This is a genomic window from Nonomuraea sp. NPDC049152 (assembly GCF_040648355.1).
Lineage (GTDB): Bacteria > Actinomycetota > Actinomycetes > Streptosporangiales > Streptosporangiaceae > Nonomuraea.
This window is the reverse complement of the sequence record NZ_JBEZDO010000002.1, coordinates 222,416-239,949: the sequence shown is the minus strand read 5'-3', so window position 1 is coordinate 239,949 and position 17,534 is coordinate 222,416. Positions and strand designations below refer to the sequence as shown.

At 69.7% G+C, this 17,534-nt stretch carries 15 protein-coding genes; 8 read left to right on the top strand and 7 right to left on the bottom strand.

Going from position 1 to position 17,534, the window contains the following annotated elements; all coding sequences use genetic code 11:
• Positions 1-215: 215 nt before the first annotated feature.
• Entirely contained in the window at positions 216-932 is a 717-nt protein-coding gene (locus AB0B45_RS04850) for a hypothetical protein (protein ID WP_358125352.1), read from the top strand.
• 294 nt (positions 933-1,226) lie between these two features.
• On the opposite strand, the gene AB0B45_RS04845 is transcribed toward AB0B45_RS04850, so the two are convergent.
• Complete coding sequence (locus tag AB0B45_RS04845) at positions 1,227-3,281, bottom strand: DNA topoisomerase IV subunit B (protein WP_358125349.1); 2,055 nt, start codon at positions 3,279-3,281, stop codon at positions 1,227-1,229.
• A 246-nt stretch (positions 3,282-3,527) separates the two neighbouring features.
• Between AB0B45_RS04845 and AB0B45_RS04840 the strand changes: the two genes are divergently transcribed.
• Positions 3,528-3,758, top strand: a complete 231-nt coding sequence (locus AB0B45_RS04840; RefSeq protein WP_358125347.1) for a hypothetical protein — start codon at positions 3,528-3,530, stop codon at positions 3,756-3,758.
• An 84-nt stretch (positions 3,759-3,842) separates the two neighbouring features.
• On the opposite strand, the gene AB0B45_RS04835 is transcribed toward AB0B45_RS04840, so the two are convergent.
• Positions 3,843-4,538: a GNAT family N-acetyltransferase gene (locus AB0B45_RS04835; RefSeq protein ID WP_358125345.1), complete on the bottom strand. Its 696-nt coding sequence runs from the start codon at positions 4,536-4,538 to the stop codon at positions 3,843-3,845.
• Positions 4,539-4,694: 156 nt separating this feature from the next.
• On the opposite strand from AB0B45_RS04835, the gene AB0B45_RS04830 reads away from it, so the two are divergent.
• Positions 4,695-5,411 (top strand): peroxide stress protein YaaA, encoded by a 717-nt coding sequence (locus tag AB0B45_RS04830; RefSeq protein ID WP_358125343.1) that lies wholly within the window; start codon positions 4,695-4,697, stop codon positions 5,409-5,411.
• A gap of 136 nt (positions 5,412-5,547) precedes the next feature.
• Here the strand turns inward: AB0B45_RS04830 and AB0B45_RS04825 are convergent, their stop codons facing one another.
• From AB0B45_RS04825 to AB0B45_RS04815, 3 genes are all read right to left on the bottom strand, one after another.
• A complete protein-coding gene (locus tag AB0B45_RS04825) occupies positions 5,548-7,185 on the bottom strand; it encodes an RNA polymerase sigma factor (protein WP_358125341.1) in 1,638 nt (545 codons plus the stop codon).
• A gap of 241 nt (positions 7,186-7,426) precedes the next feature.
• Complete coding sequence (locus AB0B45_RS04820) at positions 7,427-9,520, bottom strand: SpoIIE family protein phosphatase (protein WP_358125337.1); 2,094 nt, start codon at positions 9,518-9,520, stop codon at positions 7,427-7,429.
• Positions 9,521-9,714: 194 nt separating this feature from the next.
• Positions 9,715-10,284 (bottom strand): HhH-GPD-type base excision DNA repair protein, encoded by a 570-nt coding sequence (locus tag AB0B45_RS04815; protein WP_358125333.1) that lies wholly within the window; start codon positions 10,282-10,284, stop codon positions 9,715-9,717.
• 189 nt (positions 10,285-10,473) lie between these two features.
• Here AB0B45_RS04815 and AB0B45_RS04810 point away from each other — a divergent pair, with 189 nt between their 5' ends.
• From AB0B45_RS04810 to AB0B45_RS04790, 5 genes are all read left to right on the top strand, one after another.
• Entirely contained in the window at positions 10,474-10,662 is a 189-nt protein-coding gene (locus AB0B45_RS04810; protein WP_358125330.1) for a hypothetical protein, read from the top strand.
• A 167-nt stretch (positions 10,663-10,829) separates the two neighbouring features.
• Positions 10,830-12,347 carry a hypothetical protein gene (locus AB0B45_RS04805; RefSeq protein ID WP_358126254.1) on the top strand — a complete coding sequence of 506 codons (1,518 nt, stop codon included), beginning with the start codon at positions 10,830-10,832 and terminating at the stop codon, positions 12,345-12,347.
• 11 nt (positions 12,348-12,358) lie between these two features.
• Complete coding sequence (locus AB0B45_RS04800; protein ID WP_358125327.1) at positions 12,359-13,114, top strand: 5-oxoprolinase subunit PxpA; 756 nt, start codon at positions 12,359-12,361, stop codon at positions 13,112-13,114.
• Entirely contained in the window at positions 13,111-13,731 is a 621-nt protein-coding gene (locus AB0B45_RS04795) for an allophanate hydrolase subunit 1 (protein ID WP_358125325.1), read from the top strand. The genes AB0B45_RS04800 and AB0B45_RS04795 overlap by 4 nt, the downstream gene beginning before the upstream one ends.
• Positions 13,728-14,585: a biotin-dependent carboxyltransferase family protein gene (locus AB0B45_RS04790; protein ID WP_358125321.1), complete on the top strand. Its 858-nt coding sequence runs from the start codon at positions 13,728-13,730 to the stop codon at positions 14,583-14,585. Before AB0B45_RS04795 ends, AB0B45_RS04790 begins: the two co-directional genes overlap by 4 nt.
• 36 nt (positions 14,586-14,621) lie before the next feature.
• On the opposite strand, the gene AB0B45_RS04785 is transcribed toward AB0B45_RS04790, so the two are convergent.
• Positions 14,622-15,719 carry a winged helix DNA-binding domain-containing protein gene (locus AB0B45_RS04785; RefSeq protein ID WP_358125318.1) on the bottom strand — a complete coding sequence of 366 codons (1,098 nt, stop codon included), beginning with the start codon at positions 15,717-15,719 and terminating at the stop codon, positions 14,622-14,624.
• A 103-nt stretch (positions 15,720-15,822) separates the two neighbouring features.
• The gene (locus tag AB0B45_RS04780) at positions 15,823-17,526 is read right to left on the bottom strand and encodes an ABC transporter family substrate-binding protein (protein ID WP_358125315.1); all 1,704 of its coding nucleotides are present in this window, start codon (positions 17,524-17,526) and stop codon (positions 15,823-15,825) included.
• Positions 17,527-17,534 lie beyond the last annotated feature (8 nt).

The window sequence follows — 17,534 nt, the reverse complement described above, 5'->3', positions numbered from 1 at the left end:
CGCGGTTGGTCCAGCCGCGCCGACTGCGCGCCACCGGCACGACGACGCAGCGTGGGGAAGTCAGGGCTCCCCCACGGGCAGGACGGAGCCGCTTGACAGCTCCTAACAGAATGACCTCTGCCCGCCAACTCTTCCTGATCTGGTGGATCCGGGATCTTCGGGGCCACAGGCTGGCATCATGCCCATGTCAGCAGTTTGACCAGTGGAGGCGGGTTATGGAGGCTTTCACCTCGTACGAGCGATTGCACTTGGACTCCTTTGAGGAGATCCGACGGAGCCAGCACTTCGAGGTCTACAGCGTGGGGCTGGACGAGCAGCTACGCCCGGCGATCGGTGATGATCTGGCTGAGTACCTCCCCGAATGGGAGAACGTGTCCATGGCCGGGGGGCTCGTGTCTCACCAGCTCAGGTTCTCGGAGTTCTTCATCGCATGGAAGACGACCGGGCCGCTCCCCCTCGTCCACGGCGAGATCGATGTGTTTCCCCTACTGGACGTGGTCGAACAGGGCGAGGGTCCACCCATTCGCTACCCGACCACAGAGTTCCAACGCCGCTTTCTTTCTCAGCTGCGGTGCATCGCGGGCTCTCGGGGTTCGGGGAACGGCCACTTGACCCACTTGCGCGTGCAGCCAGATGCCAGTCCGGTCGAGATCTGGTTCGACGACGAGCATGCCGACACCGAGCTGTACCCCAGTCACCCGTACCCCTGCACCCACGTAAAGCTCGACCTCACCTACGGTGAGTACGTGGACGCCCTGCTCGCCACCAAGGGGACTCGCGGCTGGGAGTTCCTGTTCACCGACATTGAGCTGGGGAAACCCTACTTCCATGACATCGTGACGAATCTGCGTAACATGCTGGAGGTATTCCCCAGACTGTTCCCTGCCTGCGATTACACCCCATTCCGGGAACGTCTCGCAGCACGGCTGTAGGGAGGCCCGCCTCGGATCACGCTGGTCGGAGGCGTCGCCAGCAGACGATCGCGAGAGCGAGATCCATGAAGGCTTCATGGATCTCGTCGCCGATCTCCCAGCGGATGCGTATCCCGCACAGCAGCCTACGGTCGTCGAGCCGCTCGCGCCCGGGGTGCCGATAGTGGCGATCCCCCTTCGACATCAACGGCTCGACCCGCTCCCACAGCTCATCCGAAACGATCCAGGGGCGCTTTTCACAACGCGTACACGACAGAATTCATTCTGTCAGGGCATCTACGGCGGAAGCCTGCCTTACGCGTCGATGTGATCCCGGTCGACCTCGGCCGCGCTGCTCACGATGAACTCCCTGCGCGGTGCCACGTCGCTGCCCATCAGCAGGTCGAAGATGCGCTCGCCCGCCTCGGCGTCCTCGATGCGGACACGGCGCAGGATGCGGTGGCGGGGGTCCATCGTGGTCTCGGCCAGCTGATCGGCGTCCATCTCGCCCAGACCCTTGTAGCGCTGCACCGGGTCCTTCCAGCGCTTGCCGCGCCGTTCGAGATCCCGCAGCACCTTGTGCAGCTCGGCGTCGGAGTAGCAGTAGATGTACTTCTCCTGCCCCCGCCCGGGGTTGGTCAGCTCGATGCGGTGCAGCGGCGGCACGGCCGCGAAGACGCGCCCCGCCTCGACCATCGGCCGCATGTAGCGGTGGAAGAGGGTCAGCAGCAGGCAGCGGATGTGCGCGCCGTCGACGTCGGCGTCGGCCATCAGGATGATCTTGCCGTAGCGGGCCGCGTCGATGTCGAAGCTGCGCCCCGAGCCCGCGCCCACCACCTGGATGATCGCGGCGCACTCGGCGTTCTTCAGCATGTCGGCCACGGAGGCCTTCTGTACGTTGAGGATCTTGCCTCTGATCGGCAGCAGCGCCTGGAACTCCGAGTCGCGGGCGAGCTTGGCGGTGCCGAGCGCGGAGTCTCCCTCGACGATGAACAGCTCGCTGCGGTCGACGTCGTCGCTGCGGCAGTCGACGAGCTTGGCGGGCAGCGCGGAGTTCTCCAGCGCGCTCTTGCGCCGCTGGTTGTCACGGTGCTCGCGGGCCGCGATGCGCGCCTTGGCGGCCGCGACGATCTTCTCGAGCGCGGCGCGCTGCTGCTGCTTCAACCCGCGCGGCGGGTTGGTGAACAGCTCCCTGAGCTCGCGTGAGACGACGTGGGAGACGATGCGGGTGGCCGCCGAGGTGCCGAGGACCTCCTTGGTCTGGCCCTCGAACTGCGGCTCCGGCACCCGGACGGTCACCACGCCCGTCAGGCCCTCGAGGATGTCCTCCTTGGTGACGGGATCGTCGCCGTTCTTCAGCAGCCTGGTCTCGCGCAGCAGCTCGTTGAGCGTGCGGACCAGGCCGCGCTCGAACCCCGTGACGTGGGTGCCGCCCTTGGGGGTGGCGATGACGTTGACGAAGGAGCGGACGGTCGAGTCGTAGCCCTTGCCCCAGCGGATCGCCACGTCGACGGTGAGCTCGCGCTGCACCTCCGTGGGCGTCATGTGGCCCTGGTCGTCGAGGACGGGCACGGTCTCGTGGAAGTGGCCGACGCCCTGCATGCGCAGGACCTCGCAGACCGCCTCGTCGCGGGCCAGGAACTCGGTGAACTCGGAGATGCCGCCGTCGAAGCGGAACTCCTCGGTCTTGCCCTCGTGGATGAGGGCGAGCGTCAGCCCAGGCACGAGGAAGGCCGTCTGGCGCAGCCGTACGTGGATCTCGTCGATCGAGACCTCGGCGTCGGGCAGGAAGATCTGCTTGTCGGCCCAGAACCTGACGCGGGTGCCCGTGACGTTCTTGCGCAGCTTGCCGCCGTCGCGCAGGCCGGACTTCTTCTTGAACTTGGCCGTGGGGCCCTCGCCGTCGAACACGCCGGGCACGCCGCGCCTGAAGCTGATCAGGTGGATCTGGCCGTCGCGGTCGACCTCAACGTCGAGGCGGGAGGACAGCGCGTTGACCACGGAGGCGCCGACGCCGTGGAGGCCGCCGGAGGCCGCGTAGGAGCCGCCGCCGAACTTTCCGCCCGCGTGGAGCTTGGTGTAGACGAGCTCCACGCCCGGCAGGCCGGACTTGGGCTCGATGTCGACCGGGATGCCACGGCCGTCGTCGCGCACCTCGATCGAGCCGTCGGCGTGGAGCTCGACCTCGATGCGGCTGCAGTGGCCTGCCAGCGCCTCGTCGACGCCGTTGTCCACGATCTCCCAGAGGCAATGCATGAGCCCGCGGCTGTCGGTGGACCCGATGTACATCCCGGGGCGCTTGCGGACCGCCTCGAGGCCCTCAAGCACCGACAGGTGACGAGCTGTGTAACCCGCCTCCACTACCGTCACTCCAGCTCCTCTGGTCAAGCATCGAACACGTGTGCGTAGCTTACCGTTCTTCCCGTCCGCGCGCGTACAAGCTTGCCATCAGGTCACGTTTGACGTTACCAACGGCGCGTCCAGCGTTACCTTCGGCCATATTCCGCTCTGGGCGTAGCGAGGTGGTGATTGGGAACGTCCAGGTCCGGTTAGATGTTGTCTCAAGTGACTGACGCCAGATCCTCGCTTCGGCGGGGGTGACCCGAAAGGCGATACGTGACTGGAGCTCTCGCCCCCGTTAAGCCGCTGACGGCCCTCGACCGTTGCGACCGTTGCGGCGCCCAGGCCTACATTCGCGCGACCCTGCCCGTTGGCGGGGAGCTGCTGTTCTGCGCCCACCATGGGCGTCAGCACGTGGCCGTGTTGCGCGAGAAGGGCGCCGAAATCCTGGACGAGTCGGCTCGGCTCAGCGAAACCCCTTCAACCGCACGAACCGACGAGCGCTGATGAGGCGTTCGTCTTGATGACATAACCCCATATGGCATGAAGCGCAGGCGGCGGCCCGGTGTTCCGGGTTCGCCGCCTTCGTTGTCATGCGACCCGGTAGTGGTAGCCGCCGGCATCGGCGAACCCCTCACTGCGGTAGAACTCCGCGGCCGCCGGGTCGTCGGCCTTCATCACGAGATAGGCCGAGGCCAGGCCCGCGTGCCGGACCAGCGCTCGCAGGACGCTGCGCGCCAGGCCGCGGCGGCGCGCCCTCGGTAGCGTCGCCATGCAGTAGATGCCCAGCGTGTCGCCCTGGGGCACGCCCCTGCCGACGGCCAGCGCCACGCCGTCCTCCTCCACCGCGGCGTACCAGGCGGGCACGCCGGTGCAGATCTTGGCGGCCACCTCGATGCCGTCGCCGTAGCGGCCGTCGACCGCCCACCACGACTCCAGCCAGCCCTGCCAGGGCGCGTCCTCGACGCGCACCTCGTGGGCGGCAGGGGCGGGGTTCGAGGGCGCCACCATGGCCAGCACGGGGTCGACCAGGCGGTAGCCGCGCTCCTCCAGCACGGGGTCGAGAGCCGCGGCGCGGGATCCCAGGGAGAAGACGGCGGGCAGACCCCTGGCCGCGTAGAACGCCTCCGCTGCCTCGATGGCGCCGCCGAGATCGGCCGGCGCGCCCGTGACCCGCACCGAGTTGGCCCGCTTGGTCACCCCTTCGGCGTGGCGAAGCGTCCATCCGTCCAGCTCGACGCGTTCGAGCGCCGGCCAGGCCTCGTCCACCAGGAGGTCGAAATCCATCCGTGCAGCCTAGCGTTCCGACCATCCGGTACGGCACGCACAGCCGAGCCCCCCGTGGTCACCGCCACCGGCCCGTCCAAGCACGCCATTCCAGCGCGACTCCGGTTGAGCCCCGCAACGTCGCACGTCAGCCGCCCAGGTGGTAAACCCGTACCCGTGCTCATTCTGCTCCCGCCGTCCGAAGGCAAGGCCGCCCACGGCACCGGTCAGGCCGTCGGCGACCTGTCCTTCCCCACCCTCGCCAGGCCGCGCACCCGCGTGGTGAACGCCCTCGTCAGAGCCTCCAAGCGCCGCGACGCCCTCGACGTGCTCGGCCTCAGCCAGGGCCAGTCCGCCGAGCTGGACAAGAACCTGGCGCTCAAGACGGCCGCCACGCTACCCGCCGCCGAGCTCTACACCGGCGTCCTCTACGACAACCTCGGCCTGGCCACGCTGGACGACAAGGCCAGGACCAGGGCCGAGGAGTCCGTCGTGATCTTCTCGGGGCTGTGGGGCGTGCTGCGGATCACCGACCGCGTGCCGCCGTACCGGCTGTCCATGGGGGTCAACCTGCCGGCGCTGGGCGGTCTGGCGGCGTTCTGGCGGCCGCTGGTGACCAAGGAGATGGACCGGATGCCCGGGCTGGCCGTCGACATGCGCTCGTCCACGTACGCGGGCGCGTGGAAGGCGGGTGCGCGCGGGGTGGCGGTGCGGGTGCTGAAGGACGGCAAGGTCGTCAGCCACATGGCCAAGGCGACCCGTGGCGAGATCGCCAGAAGGCTGCTGGAGAGCGCCGCCGATCCCGCGACGCCCGACGAGCTGGTGAAGGTCCTGGACGACCTGGGCTACGCCGTACGGCTCGCTCCCGGCCGGATCGACGTGGACGTCACCTGAGAGCCCCTGAGGCCTCCCACGCCCCGGAGGGAGGCAGGGAGCAGCGCCTGCCCATGTCCGATCCGGCGGAGAGTCACCCGGACAAAGAAACAGGGGTGCGGTCCATGCGGACCGCACCCCTGTTCCGTCGCGACACCTAGTCGAGGTAGTCGCGCAGAACCTGAGAGCGTGACGGGTGCCGAAGCTTGGACATCGTCTTCGACTCGATCTGCCGGATGCGCTCACGCGTCACCCCGTAGACCTTGCCGATCTCGTCCAGCGTCTTCGGCTGCCCGTCGGTGAGGCCGAACCGCATCGACACGACGCCCGCTTCCCGCTCCGACAACGTGTCGAGAACGGAGTGGAGCTGCTCCTGGAGCAGCGTGAAGCTGACGGCGTCGGCCGGAACGATGGCCTCGGAGTCCTCGATGAGGTCGCCGAACTCGCTGTCGCCCTCCTCACCGAGGGGGGTGTGCAGCGAGATGGGCTCTCGGCCGTACTTCTGGACCTCGACGACCTTCTCGGGCGTCATGTCCAGCTCGCGGGCCAGCTCCTCGGGCGTGGGCTCGCGGCCGAGGTCCTGCAGCATCTGCCGCTGAACCCTGGCCAGCTTGTTGATCACTTCGACCATGTGGACGGGGATGCGGATGGTCCTCGCCTGGTCCGCCATGGCGCGGGTGATCGCCTGGCGGATCCACCACGTGGCGTAGGTGGAGAACTTGTAGCCCTTGGTGTAGTCGAACTTCTCCACGGCGCGGATCAGGCCGAGGTTGCCCTCCTGGATCAGGTCCAGGAACAGCATGCCGCGCCCGGTGTAGCGCTTGGCCAGCGAGACCACCAGTCGGAGGTTGGCCTCCAGCAGGTGGTTCTTGGCCCTGCGCCCGTCTTCGGCGATCCACTCGAGCTCGGCCCTGACGTCGACGGGCAGCTTGTCGACCTCGCCGCCGCCGAGCTGCTCCTCTGCGAACAGGCCCGCCTCGATGCGCTTGGCCAGCTCGACCTCCTGCTCGGCGTTGAGCAGGGGGACCTTGCCGATCTGCTTGAGGTAGTCCTTGACCGGGTCGGCGGTGGCGCCCGCGGCGGCGACCTGCGCCACGGGGGCGTCATCGTCGTCGTCGGAAAGGATCAGCACCTCGTCGTCGCTGGTGACGACGACTTCGGGCTTGGGCTCCTCGTCGGGCTCCTCCTCGGTCTCGGTCTCGGTCTCGGCTTCCGCCTCGACCTCGACCTCGACCTCTTCCAGGTCGTCCAGATCCTCGAGCTCGACATCGCCCTCAAGGTCGATGTCGTCCTCGTCGACGCCCTCGGCCGCCTTCGGCTTGGCCGATGCGGGCCCGTTGGCGGGAGACTCGGGCTTGGCTTCCTTCTTGGCAGGCGCTGCCGCCTTCTTGGCCGCAGGAGCGGCCTTCTTGGCGGGCTCGGCCTTCTTCGCGGCGGGCCCCTCTGCGGAGGCTGCCTCAGCGGCTACGACCGCGGTTACGGTCTCCGGCTGCTGCTCCTTTGCGGCCGCTGCGGTTCTCGTCTTGACGGGGGCAGCGGTACGGCGCTTTGCTGGACCACGAGACTTCTTCGGAGCCGCCGAGTCAGCGGCGGTCAGCCGGACGACGACGCCCTCTTTGCTGAGCGTCCGCAGGACCCCCGCGGCTTGCGACATGGGGATGTCCGCCTCCTCAAAGGCCTGACGGACATCCTCGGACTCGAGGAACCCCTGCGAGCGCCCACGCTCGAGCAGTCGCTGAATGACGGGCTCGTTCAGCTCTGATGGCTTCGAGCGAGTCGAACTTGCAGGCGACACGAACACCTCTCGAACGAACGCGTGGCGACAATGGACCCAGATGCCCGCTGGGGGGCTATGCCTCTCTAGGAGATCTGTGCGGCCGTGCGGAGCGCAAACGGACCAACCAGCATTCTGGCACGACCCGGCACTCCATACGGCCACCTCCCGGCGGTTGACCTCCACCCTAGGCCGACCGGAACAGTAGTGCGTACGGAAGCGGTGCACTGATACCCGAAAGCAACCCTTATGACTGTTTCATTCAGTCACTCTTCGTGGCCGCGGGAACGTGAATCGCGAGCGCGGTGACGTCATCGTCCTGCTCATAACCGGACAACATGCGATCTACGAGGAAATCTAGGAGCATGTGCGGATTGTTTACGACCTCAGGTGGCGCTTCGGTCACAACCGCGCAAAGTTCCGCGAGTCCCGCGTCCAGCCCCCGCTTGCGGTTCTCCACCATGCCGTCGGAGTAGAGCACGGCGGTGTGTCCTGGCGGCACCACGAACCTGAACTGCCGGCGCGAGGTCGGCCAGCCGAGCGGCGTGCCGGGCTCGGCGTCGCACAGGATCGCCGTGCCCTGCGGCGAGACGAGCACGGGTGGCGGGTGCCCGGCCAGGGCCAGCGTGCCCTCGCCGGTGCCGGGCTCCACGACCATGTACGCCAGCGTGGTGACCTGCTCCTCCTCCTCGGTGGCGTCGAAGACCCTGTCGAGTCCCGTCAGCACGGCCGCGGGCGGCGGATTGGTCAGCGCGAGGGCGCGCATGGCGTTGCGGATGCGGCCCATTCCCGCCGCGGCCTTGACGCCCTTGCCCATGACGTCGCCGACGACCGCGGCGACCCTGCCGTCCTGCAGCACGAACGCGTCGTACCAGTCGCCGCCGACCTGCACGTGGCGGCTGCCCGAACGAAAGCGCTGAGCCAGCACCAGGCCCTTGACGACGGGCAGCCGGTCGGGCAGCAGGCTGCGCTGGAGCGTCTCGGCGGTGCGGTGCTCGCGCTCGAAGAGGGTGGCCCGCTCGACGGCCAGCGCGCACTGTCCGGCCAGTGCCTCCAGGAAGACGCCGTCCTCCTGCGAGATCTTCTGCGGCCTGGTGAAGGAGAAGCGCAGCGCGCCGAGCGCGCGCCCAGCGGCCAGCAGGGGCAGCCCCACCCAGGCCCGCTCGTCGCTGTGGGCCAGGAAGGCCGTCAGCACGTCCTCGTCGCCTCCGGCGTCGAGCAGCTGGGCCTTGAGGCTCTCGGGCGACTCGGCGAAGACGGGGCGGCGGCTGTTGACCGCCATGGTGAGGACGCTGGAGTGCGACAGCGGCACCTCTTCGCCCGTGGCGCCCGGCGCCTCGGGCACGCCGCCGCCGTTGACCAGCTTGAGCACGGCCCTGTCGAGGTCGAGCAGCGCGACCGCCGAGCGGTCGGCGGCCAGTGCCGTACGGCCGACGTCGATGATGACCTGCACCACCTGCTCGACCGTCAGTGCCTCGGCGAGCATCGCGGTGGCGCCCTGGAGTCTGGCCGTGCGCAGCGCGGCCGCGCCGAGCTGGTCGGTCAGCCTGCCGCGCATCTCCTCGGCCTCGCGCTGCGGAGTGACGTCGGTGTTGGCGCCGACCCACTCGACCACGCGCCCGTGCCTGATGATCGGCACTGCCCGCACCTCGAAGTGGCGGAAGCCGCTGGCCCTGGTGCGGACGCGGTAGTTCCACTCGAACATGGTGCGCCCGCGCAGCGCCTCCTTCCACACCTCCTCGGTGTGCTGGCGCTCGTCGGGGTGGACGGCCTCGAGCCAGCCGTGGGCGAGGTACTCCTCCAGGCCCTGGCCGGTGATGGCGCGCCACTGCGGCGCATCCTCGACGACCGCGCCCGTGGGCGAGGTGATCCACACCAGCTGCGACTGCGCCTCGACGAGCGAGCGGTAGCGCTCCTCGCTGCGCCGCAGGTCCTCCTCCGTCTGACGGCTCTCGGTGACGTCCGCGCCGACGAGCGCGACGGCGCACAGCTCGCCCTGCTCGTCGTGGACGGGCGAGAACGACAGCGACCAGTGCCTGGTGTCGCCCTCGGTCGTGCGCACCCGCACGCGGCCCTCGGTGACGGGGCCGTCGCTCTCCACGACGCCCTGGACGGCGTGCGTGATCAGCTGGCTGAGGTCCGCGGTGAGGGTCTCGGCAGGGGTACGGCCGGCCAGCCGGTCCGCGGGCACGCCGACGACATCGCTGAACACCTCGTTGGCCCGCTCGAAGCGACCCTCGGGGTCGAAGAAGGCGAAGGCGAACTCCGCCTCCGACATCAGGCCCTTGAACAGGCCGGAGTCTGAGATGTCCACACCCGACTCCCGGGGACGGGGCACGGAGGTCTCGGCGCTCATGGTCGGCACCTCCGTCGCGTGCCAGGGTCTCCCACGCGGCACATCTCCATAACTGTGTATCGGTGTAGCGCAGCTCCGGGCGACCGGATTCTGCTGTACATCATCGGCGATGGGCATGCACGGACGGAAGCCCCGGCCGCCATACGGTCAACGCATCCTGTCAAAATCGCTCCACTGTGCGCAGCAAGATCAGGCTACTTGCCCTTGGCCGCCTTTTTGGCCTCCTGTTTGGTGGCCCGCACCTTCTCCAGACTCTCGGCGTCGACGACGTCGGCCACGGAGCGGAACGACCCCTCCTCACCGTAGGGTCCCGCCGCCTCGCGCCATCCATCGGGCTGGACGCCGAGCTGCTTGCCCAGCAGGGCCAGGAAGATCTGGGCCTTCTGCTTGCCGTACCCAGGCAGGTCCTGCAGCCGCCTGAGCAGCTCCCTGCCGTCGGTGACGCCCTCCCACACCTGCTCGGGCCTGCCGTCGTGGTGTTCGACGAGGTAGGCGGCCAGCTGCTGCACCCGCTCCGCCATGGACTTGGGGTAGCGGTGAACGGCCGGCTTCTCGGCGAGCAACGCCGCGAACGCCTCCGGATCATAGGCCGCCACCTCCTCGGCCGTCAGGTCATGGCCCAATCTCTCAGAGATGGTCTGGGGCCCCGCGAAGGCCCACTCCATCGGGATCTGCTGATCGAGCAGCATGCCGACGAGCAGGGCGAGCGGACTGCGGCCGAGCAGCTCGTCGGCCTCCGTCCGCTGGGCGAGCTGGATGCGCATGAGACCAGCTTCGCACGAATGGCCCTTCCAAGAAGCGAACACAGACGGCTCGGAGGCTTGACAGTTGCCCGAGAACCGATGGAATGGGAACGCACTCCCCAGCTTGACCGTTCTTGGGGTTTTGCCCCGTGGCTTCAGAGGAATCTCACTCCTATGCTCGCACTGGCCACTCGACTCATACGGGAACCGGTGAGCCTACGCCTGGCCTCCGAATTCCTGACCATCCCGATCGAGACCGTCGACCGTTGCGTGGCCGACGCCCTCGCCTGCGCCGAGCATCTCGGCATCGAGGCGACGCCCGACATCGTCGAGCGCATCGCCCGCGAGCACCTGCTCGCCATCGTCAACTCCGCGCCGCCGCCGCGTTCTCCCCGATAACATCGGGACAGCGGTCCACCTTCGTCTGGCGGGGCGGCGGCCGGTCAGGCACGGTTTCTCATTGGTAAACGCACCGTTTCCGCCTGGAATGCGAGAGAGTGGAGGGCGTGCGCCGACACCGACGAGACCCAAGGGAGAACACTCCGCCGGACGACGTGTTCGCCGAGATGGTGCAGGCGGCCCGCGAGCTGCTGGCTGTACGCAGTCCCCTCGACGCCGAGCTGATGGTCTCCGACATGGTCGGCGCCTGGTGGGGGCGCAGGGTGCGAGGCGGTGACGTCGAACAGGTCCTGGGCGAGGGGCTGGTCGACTACGCGGCGAAGGCGGGCACGCCCGCCTCCCTGACGCTGCTGATCTGCCTGGCCTATCTGGGCACCGCCCGCCAGGGCGCCAAGGCGGAGGGCGCGGCGCTGGCGATGATGGAGTCGGGCGTCGCCAGGCCGGGATGGGCCGACAGGGTCGGCGCGGTGAAGCCGACGGGCTGCTACGTCTCGCGCGACGCCTACGGCGACCAGGACACGGTGATCTGCACCTTCGGCTACCGGTGGAGCGAGGAGCGCTCCGAGGGCGCCCACGCCGCGACCCCGGGCGCCCAGGACAGGCACGCGTTGGTCATGGTGGTCGACTACAACATGTCGGGCATGGCGCGCGACGCCTGGGTCTCCTCCCACGTCGACAAGCTGATCGAGGAGGCCCGCGCGGAGGCGGAGGCCAACCCGATGCTGCTGTTCGAGGAGGTCGAGCCGCAGCAGGCCAGGGCGCTGCTGGAGTCGGCGATGCGGGCCACCCGCGAGCCGAAGAACCCGCCGCCCGTGAGCGACAGCTACAGCGCCTACCACGCCTTCGCCAGGTCCAGGCTGAAGGCGCTGCCGCCCGGGCGCAAGCGGCCCGCGCCGCTGCACAGCGAGGCGCCCTACAGCAGGGAGCGCAGGGCGATGCTGGCCGCCGAGTTCCTCTCCTCCGACGCGGCCGAGCACCTGTCCGATCCCTCGGCGGCCTCGCGGTGCGCCGACCACATCATCGACTACGGCTGCGAGCAGGACTTCGACCGGCCGCTGCGGGTCAGCCCCACCAAGTGCGAGACGTTCCTGCTCGAGTGGCTGCCGCGCAAGGTCATGCTGAGTCACGCCGAGCAGGAGGCGATGCCGCACGTGCTGGCGGCGTGGGTGCGCTTCGCCGCCCGCCGTACCGGGTTGCCCGAGCAGGGGATCACGGCCACCCTCGACGGGGTGTGGGAGGCCACGGCCCGCTTCCCCGAGGCCTACCGCGACCCGGCCTCCTTCGGTCTCGACATGGCGCTGATGGAGCGGCTGCTGCCGGACGGCGACCTGTCGGCGCTGGCCAGGCGGGTGTTCGCGTTCCCGTTCCTGCAGGGCAGGCACGGCGACGTCGACCTCGACACGCTCAACCCCGCCGACGAGGCCGACCGGCGCATCCTGCTGGAGATCGACCATGTCGGCGAGATCGACGAGCAGCACCTGGCCTGGCACGAGGAGATCGCCACGAGGTTGTGGGAGGGCGATCCGCCGCAGCTGTGGGAGGCGGCGCAGCGGCTGCTCGACCTGGGCCACGACCGGCACGAGGTGCTCCATGTGCTCATCGAGATCGTCGAGCGCATCGGCGCCGATCCCGAGGAGCTGGCGTCGGCGCTGGATGACATCGCGGACATCCCCGACGGGCTGTAGCGTCATGACCTATGGTGATCGACCTCAACGCTGACCTCGGAGAAGGCTTCGGGATCTGGCGGCTCGGCGACGACCTCGCGCTGCTCGACATCGTCACCTCCGCCAACGTCGCGTGCGGATTCCACGCGGGCGACCCCGTGACGATCAGGCGCACCTGCGCCGCCGCCGTCGACAGGGGCGTGACGATCGGGGCCCAGGTGTCCTACAGGGACCTGGCCGGTTTCGGGCGCAGGGAGATGGACGTCGAGCCCGAGGAGCTGTGCGCCGAAGTGCTCTACCAGATGGCCGCCGTCGACGGCATCGCGCGGGCGATGGGCGGCAGGGTCTCCTACGTCAAGCCGCACGGCGCCCTGTACAACCGGGTGGTGCGCGACCCCGTGCAGGCGGCGGCGCTCATCGACGCGGTGCTCGACTACGACGCCACGCTGCCCGTGCTGACGCTGCCTGGCTCGGCGGTCCACGCCGCGGCGGCCGAGGCGGGGATCTCCACGGTCACCGAGGCGTTCGCCGACCGCGCCTACACCCCGTCGGGGACGCTGGTGTCGCGGCGGGAGGAGGGCGCGGTCATCCACGACCCCGACCTGGTGGCCGCGCGGGCGGTGCGCATGGCCGTGGAGGGCACGGTGACCGCGGTTGACGGGTCGCGGGTCTCCGTCGCGGCCAGGTCGATGTGCGTCCACGGCGACACCCCCGACGCGGTACGGCTGGCCCGCGCCGTACGCGACGGGTTGCTGGAGGCCGGGGTGGCCATCCAGTCCTTCGCATGAGCGTGATCAGGGACGCGGGAGAGCACGGACTGCTGGTGGAGACGGGGTCGCTGGCGGCCTCCCACCGGCTGGACGCGCTGCTCAGGGCCGAGCGGCCCGCAGGGGTCGAGGAGATCGTGCCAGGGCCGGAGACGGTGCTGGTGGTGACGGGAGGCGGCGACCGGCCGCGGCTGCGGGCGCACCTGGCGGCGCTGGCCGATCTGGCGTCGGCGGCCGACGATGCCCCCGCGCTCGCGGAGGAGCTCGTGACGATTCCCGTCGTCTATGACGGGGCGGATCTGGCCTCGGTCGCCGACGAGGCGGGGATGACGGTGCCCGAGGTGATCGCCAGGCACACGGGCAGGGAGCTGGTGGTGGGCTGGCTGGGGTTCGCGCCCGGCTTCGCCTACCTCACGGGGCTGGACCCCGCGCTGCGCGTGCCGCGCCTGACCACGCCGCGCACCTCGGTGCCCGCGGGCTCGGTCGCGGTCGCCGGGCCGTACGCGGCGGTCTACCCGACGGCCTCGCCCGGCGGGTGGCGACTGCTGGGGCGCACGTCGCTGCGGGTGTGGGACGTCCGGGCCGACCCGCCGTCGCTGCTGCCGCCCGGCACCCGCGTCCGCTTCGAGGCGACATGATCGAAGTGCTCGCCCCCGGTCCCTACGCGACGGTTCAGGACCTGGGTCGTCCCGGCTACGCGCATCTGGGCGTGCCGCGCTCGGGGGCCGCCGACGCCGCGGGCCTCCGCCTGGCCAACCGCCTGGTCGGCAATCACGAGGGCAGCGCGGGACTGGAGCTGACGTTCGGCGGCGCGAGGCTGCGCTTCGTGACGGGCGCGTGGATCGCGATCACCGGGGCGCCCTGCCCGCTGACGGCCTCCGAGACGTGCGCGCACGGCATGCGGGTGCCCTTCTGGATGCCGCCCGGCGCCGAACTGGGGATCGGCACGCCCGCTTCGGGCCTGCGCACCTACGTGGCGGTACGCGGCGGAATCGACGTGGAGCCCGTGCTCGGCAGCCGCTCGACCGACTCGCTGTCGGGGCTCGGGCCCGCTCCCCTGCGGGCGGGCACGACGCTGCCCGTGGGGGACACGGGATCGCTCGCCGCGATCTGCGTGGACCAGGTCCCTCCGCCCCCGCCGTCGCCGCCGGTGCTGCGGGTGCTGCGGGGGCCGCGCGACGACTGGTTCGCCGGTGACGCGCCGGCCGGGTTGTGCGCGCGGCCGTACGAGGTCAGCCAGGACAGCAACAGGGTCGGCGTACGGCTGCGCGGCACCACGCTGACGTGGGCGCGTCAGGGCGAGCTGCCGAGCGAGGGCGTGGTGACGGGCGCCGTGCAGGTGCCGCCCAGCGGGCAGCCGATCGTCTTCCTCGCCGACCACCCGCCGACCGGCGGCTACCCGGTGATCGGCGTGGTGCTCGCCGCCGACCTGCCGATCGCCGCCCAGGCCCGCCCTGGCGACGGCCTGTCCTTCAGACTTGTCGGCCACTGACGCGCGCCCAGGCGCGTCAGTCAGCGTCAGTCCGCGTCAGTCCGCGGCCTCCAGCGTGGTCGCGGCCCGCAGCCTGGCCACGGCGTCGGCGAGCGGCTGCTCGGGGACGGGCTCGAAGAGCTCCAGAGCGGGCTCGCCGTTCTTGCCCTCCCACACGCCCGCCACGCGGCCCTCGTAGATCACCACGGGCGAGATCCAGCCGGCGGCCCTGCTCACCTTCGCCTTGACCGCGGAGGGGATGAGCGGCTCCAGGTTGCGGGGAGCGCCCAGGATGTACTGATCGAAACCGGGCAGCAGGTGGACGTCACGCGATGGCTCGGTGGCGGCGAGGTCGTCGAGGTGCTCGGTGAGGGCCAGCAGCGTGGCGCCGTCCACGTGGACCTCGGTGAGCTCAGGGGCCAGGTCGCGGAACCAGCCCTTGAGCACGGCCTTCTTCACCACGCCGCCGAACAGCCAGGTGTCGAACGCCTCGGGCGTGGAGGGGCCGTGGGCGGCGAGGAAGGCGCGCGCCAGCCGTACCCCGGCCTCCTCGTAGGGCGGGAGCTCGGCGGGCCACGACTGCAGCCACGCGCGGGGGGAGGTGAAGGTCACCCTGCGCTCCCGCGGCGGACCGTAGCAGAGCTCGCCGAGGCGGGCCAGCGGCTTGAGCAGCGCGCCCCAGCCCGAGGTGAGGGCCTGTCTGAGGTGGTCGTCCCCGGTGAACTCGACGACGGCCTCGACCAGTTCCTCGCGCGTCAGGTGCGCGCCTTCGAGGATTTTGGGGACGGCGTCGATGATCGCCTCGGTCTCGGCGGCGGTGACGCCGTGACCGCGCTGCCACGAGCCCTTCTCCCAGAAGCGCAGCGTGCCCAGCGCCGCGCAGTAGTCGGCCAGTTCCTCGGATGGGAGGAGGTGGAGGGTGCCGCGCATGACCCACGTCTTGACCAGCGTGCGGTCCTGCCAGAGGGCGCGGTCGAGCTCGCCTGGCCGGGGGGTGGCGCTGCGGACGGCGACGGCCTGCCTGGTGGAGGAGGCGACCTGGTTCTGCAGGCCGCAGAGTCTGCGGGCGATCTCCACCGCGCCGGGGCCGTCGGCGGCGGCGACGAACTGGCGGCGCAGTCGCCAGGCGAGGACGTGGGGCCAGGTCAGATTCACGGATCCACTTCTACACCGCGCCACCGACACCACGCCCGCGGGTACCGGGTCGGTGTTCCTGGGAGACGAGGGCGCCCCCGGGGTGGCCGGGGGCGCCGGGCGGTCAGCCGGTGAAGCCGATGTCCTGGTATCGCAGGTCGTAGAACCCGCGTGCCCCCAGGTTGGCCAGCGTCGCCTTCGCCGCGACGTTCTGCGGCCGCTGGTAGAGGGGCAGGACGTTCACCACGTCCCAGATCAGCCGGTCGGCGACGTTGGTCGCCTGGCGCGCCTTGGCGACGTCCAGTTCCGAGGTCGCCCGCTGCATCGCCTGGTCGATCTCGGGCGATCCGATGCGGCCCAGGTTCGCGTTCCACTGCCGCGTGCCCTTGGAGTCGGTCGTCGCGTCGGCGTAGATGCCGTACCCACTCGAAACCGGATAGGGGGTACCGACATATGAGAATGCCGTTAGGTCGTAGTTGCCGGGAATGATGTACTTCGTGAAGAAGTCGTCGACAGGCACCGCCTGCAGCGTCACCTTCACCCCGAGCTGGATCAGCATGTTCTGCACCAGCGCCCCCTCTGACTTGCTCAGCTGGAGCCCCGACGGCATGACGAACCGCAGGTTCATCTCCTTGCCGTTCTTGGCGCGGGTCTGCCCGCTGAGCTTCCAGCCCGCCGCGTCGAGGGTCGCCTTGGCCCGCTCCAGGTCGTAGGAGCCCAGCGCGCCCGCGTTGGCCTGGTAGCCCTCCTGGGTGTTCATGAAGAAGTGGTTGTCCAGCAGCGTGATCGGCCAGTCGAGACCCTGCAGGTCCGACTGGGCTATCGCCTGCCTGTTGATCGCCATGGCCAGCGCCTTGCGCACGTTGACGTCCGAGAGGAAGGCGCTCTCGCCGTTCATCGTGATGTGCCGGAAGTCGGGGCCGGCCGCCTGCCGTACGACGGCTCCCTGGGTGGCCTTCGACCTGGCGTAGTCGGGCGCGGAGGGGCCGATGTCGAAGGTGTCGATCTCACCGTTGCTGAAGGCGCCGACGAGCGAGTCGCTGTCCATCGCGCGGAAGATGATCTGGTCGAGCTTGGCGGGCTCGCCCCACCACGCGGGGTTGCGCACGAGGGTGACGGTCTTGGCGGTCTGGTCGAAGGCCTGGAATCTGAACGGCCCGGCGCTGACCGGGATCTTGTTCAGCCACACGCTGTTGAACGCCGCCGCCGAGTCGTTGGTGGACTTGGGATACAGCGGGGCGAACAGCGACTGCCAGTCGCCGAAGTGGTTCTTGAAGGTGATGACCACCTCGTAGTCGTCCTTGCCCCTGGCGACGGACTCGATGTCCTGGTAGCCGATGGTGGAGGCGACGCGGAAGTCGGTGTTCTTGCCGTTCATCGCCTTCCACTGGGCCTCGTAGTCCTGCCAGGTGACGGCCCTGCGGTCCGACCATTCGGCCTTCGGGTTGAGCGTCAGCGTCACGACCTGCTTGGGGTCCGTGGCGGTGACCTTGCCCTCGAGGAGGTAGGCGGGGTTGGCGCTGATGACCGCCTTCTCGTCGCTGCGGAACGGCGAGGGCAGGAGGGCGTCGACGACGCTCTTGACGTTGGCGAGGTTGCCGTCGACGTGGTTGAGGTTCCACTGGGTCGGATACTGGTTGATCCCCCAGCGCAGCGTGCCGCCGTCCTTGATCTTGGCGCGGCCGGCGGAGTTGATGTCGAAGGCCTTGACCGCGGCCCCCTGCGACTGTGGCGCGCTGTTGGCGGCTCCTTGGCCGCCGCCTCCGCAGCCCGTCAGGGCCAGCGCACCTGCCACGGCCATGACCGCGACGAGCCTGGGTGTTCTCACGTGTTCCT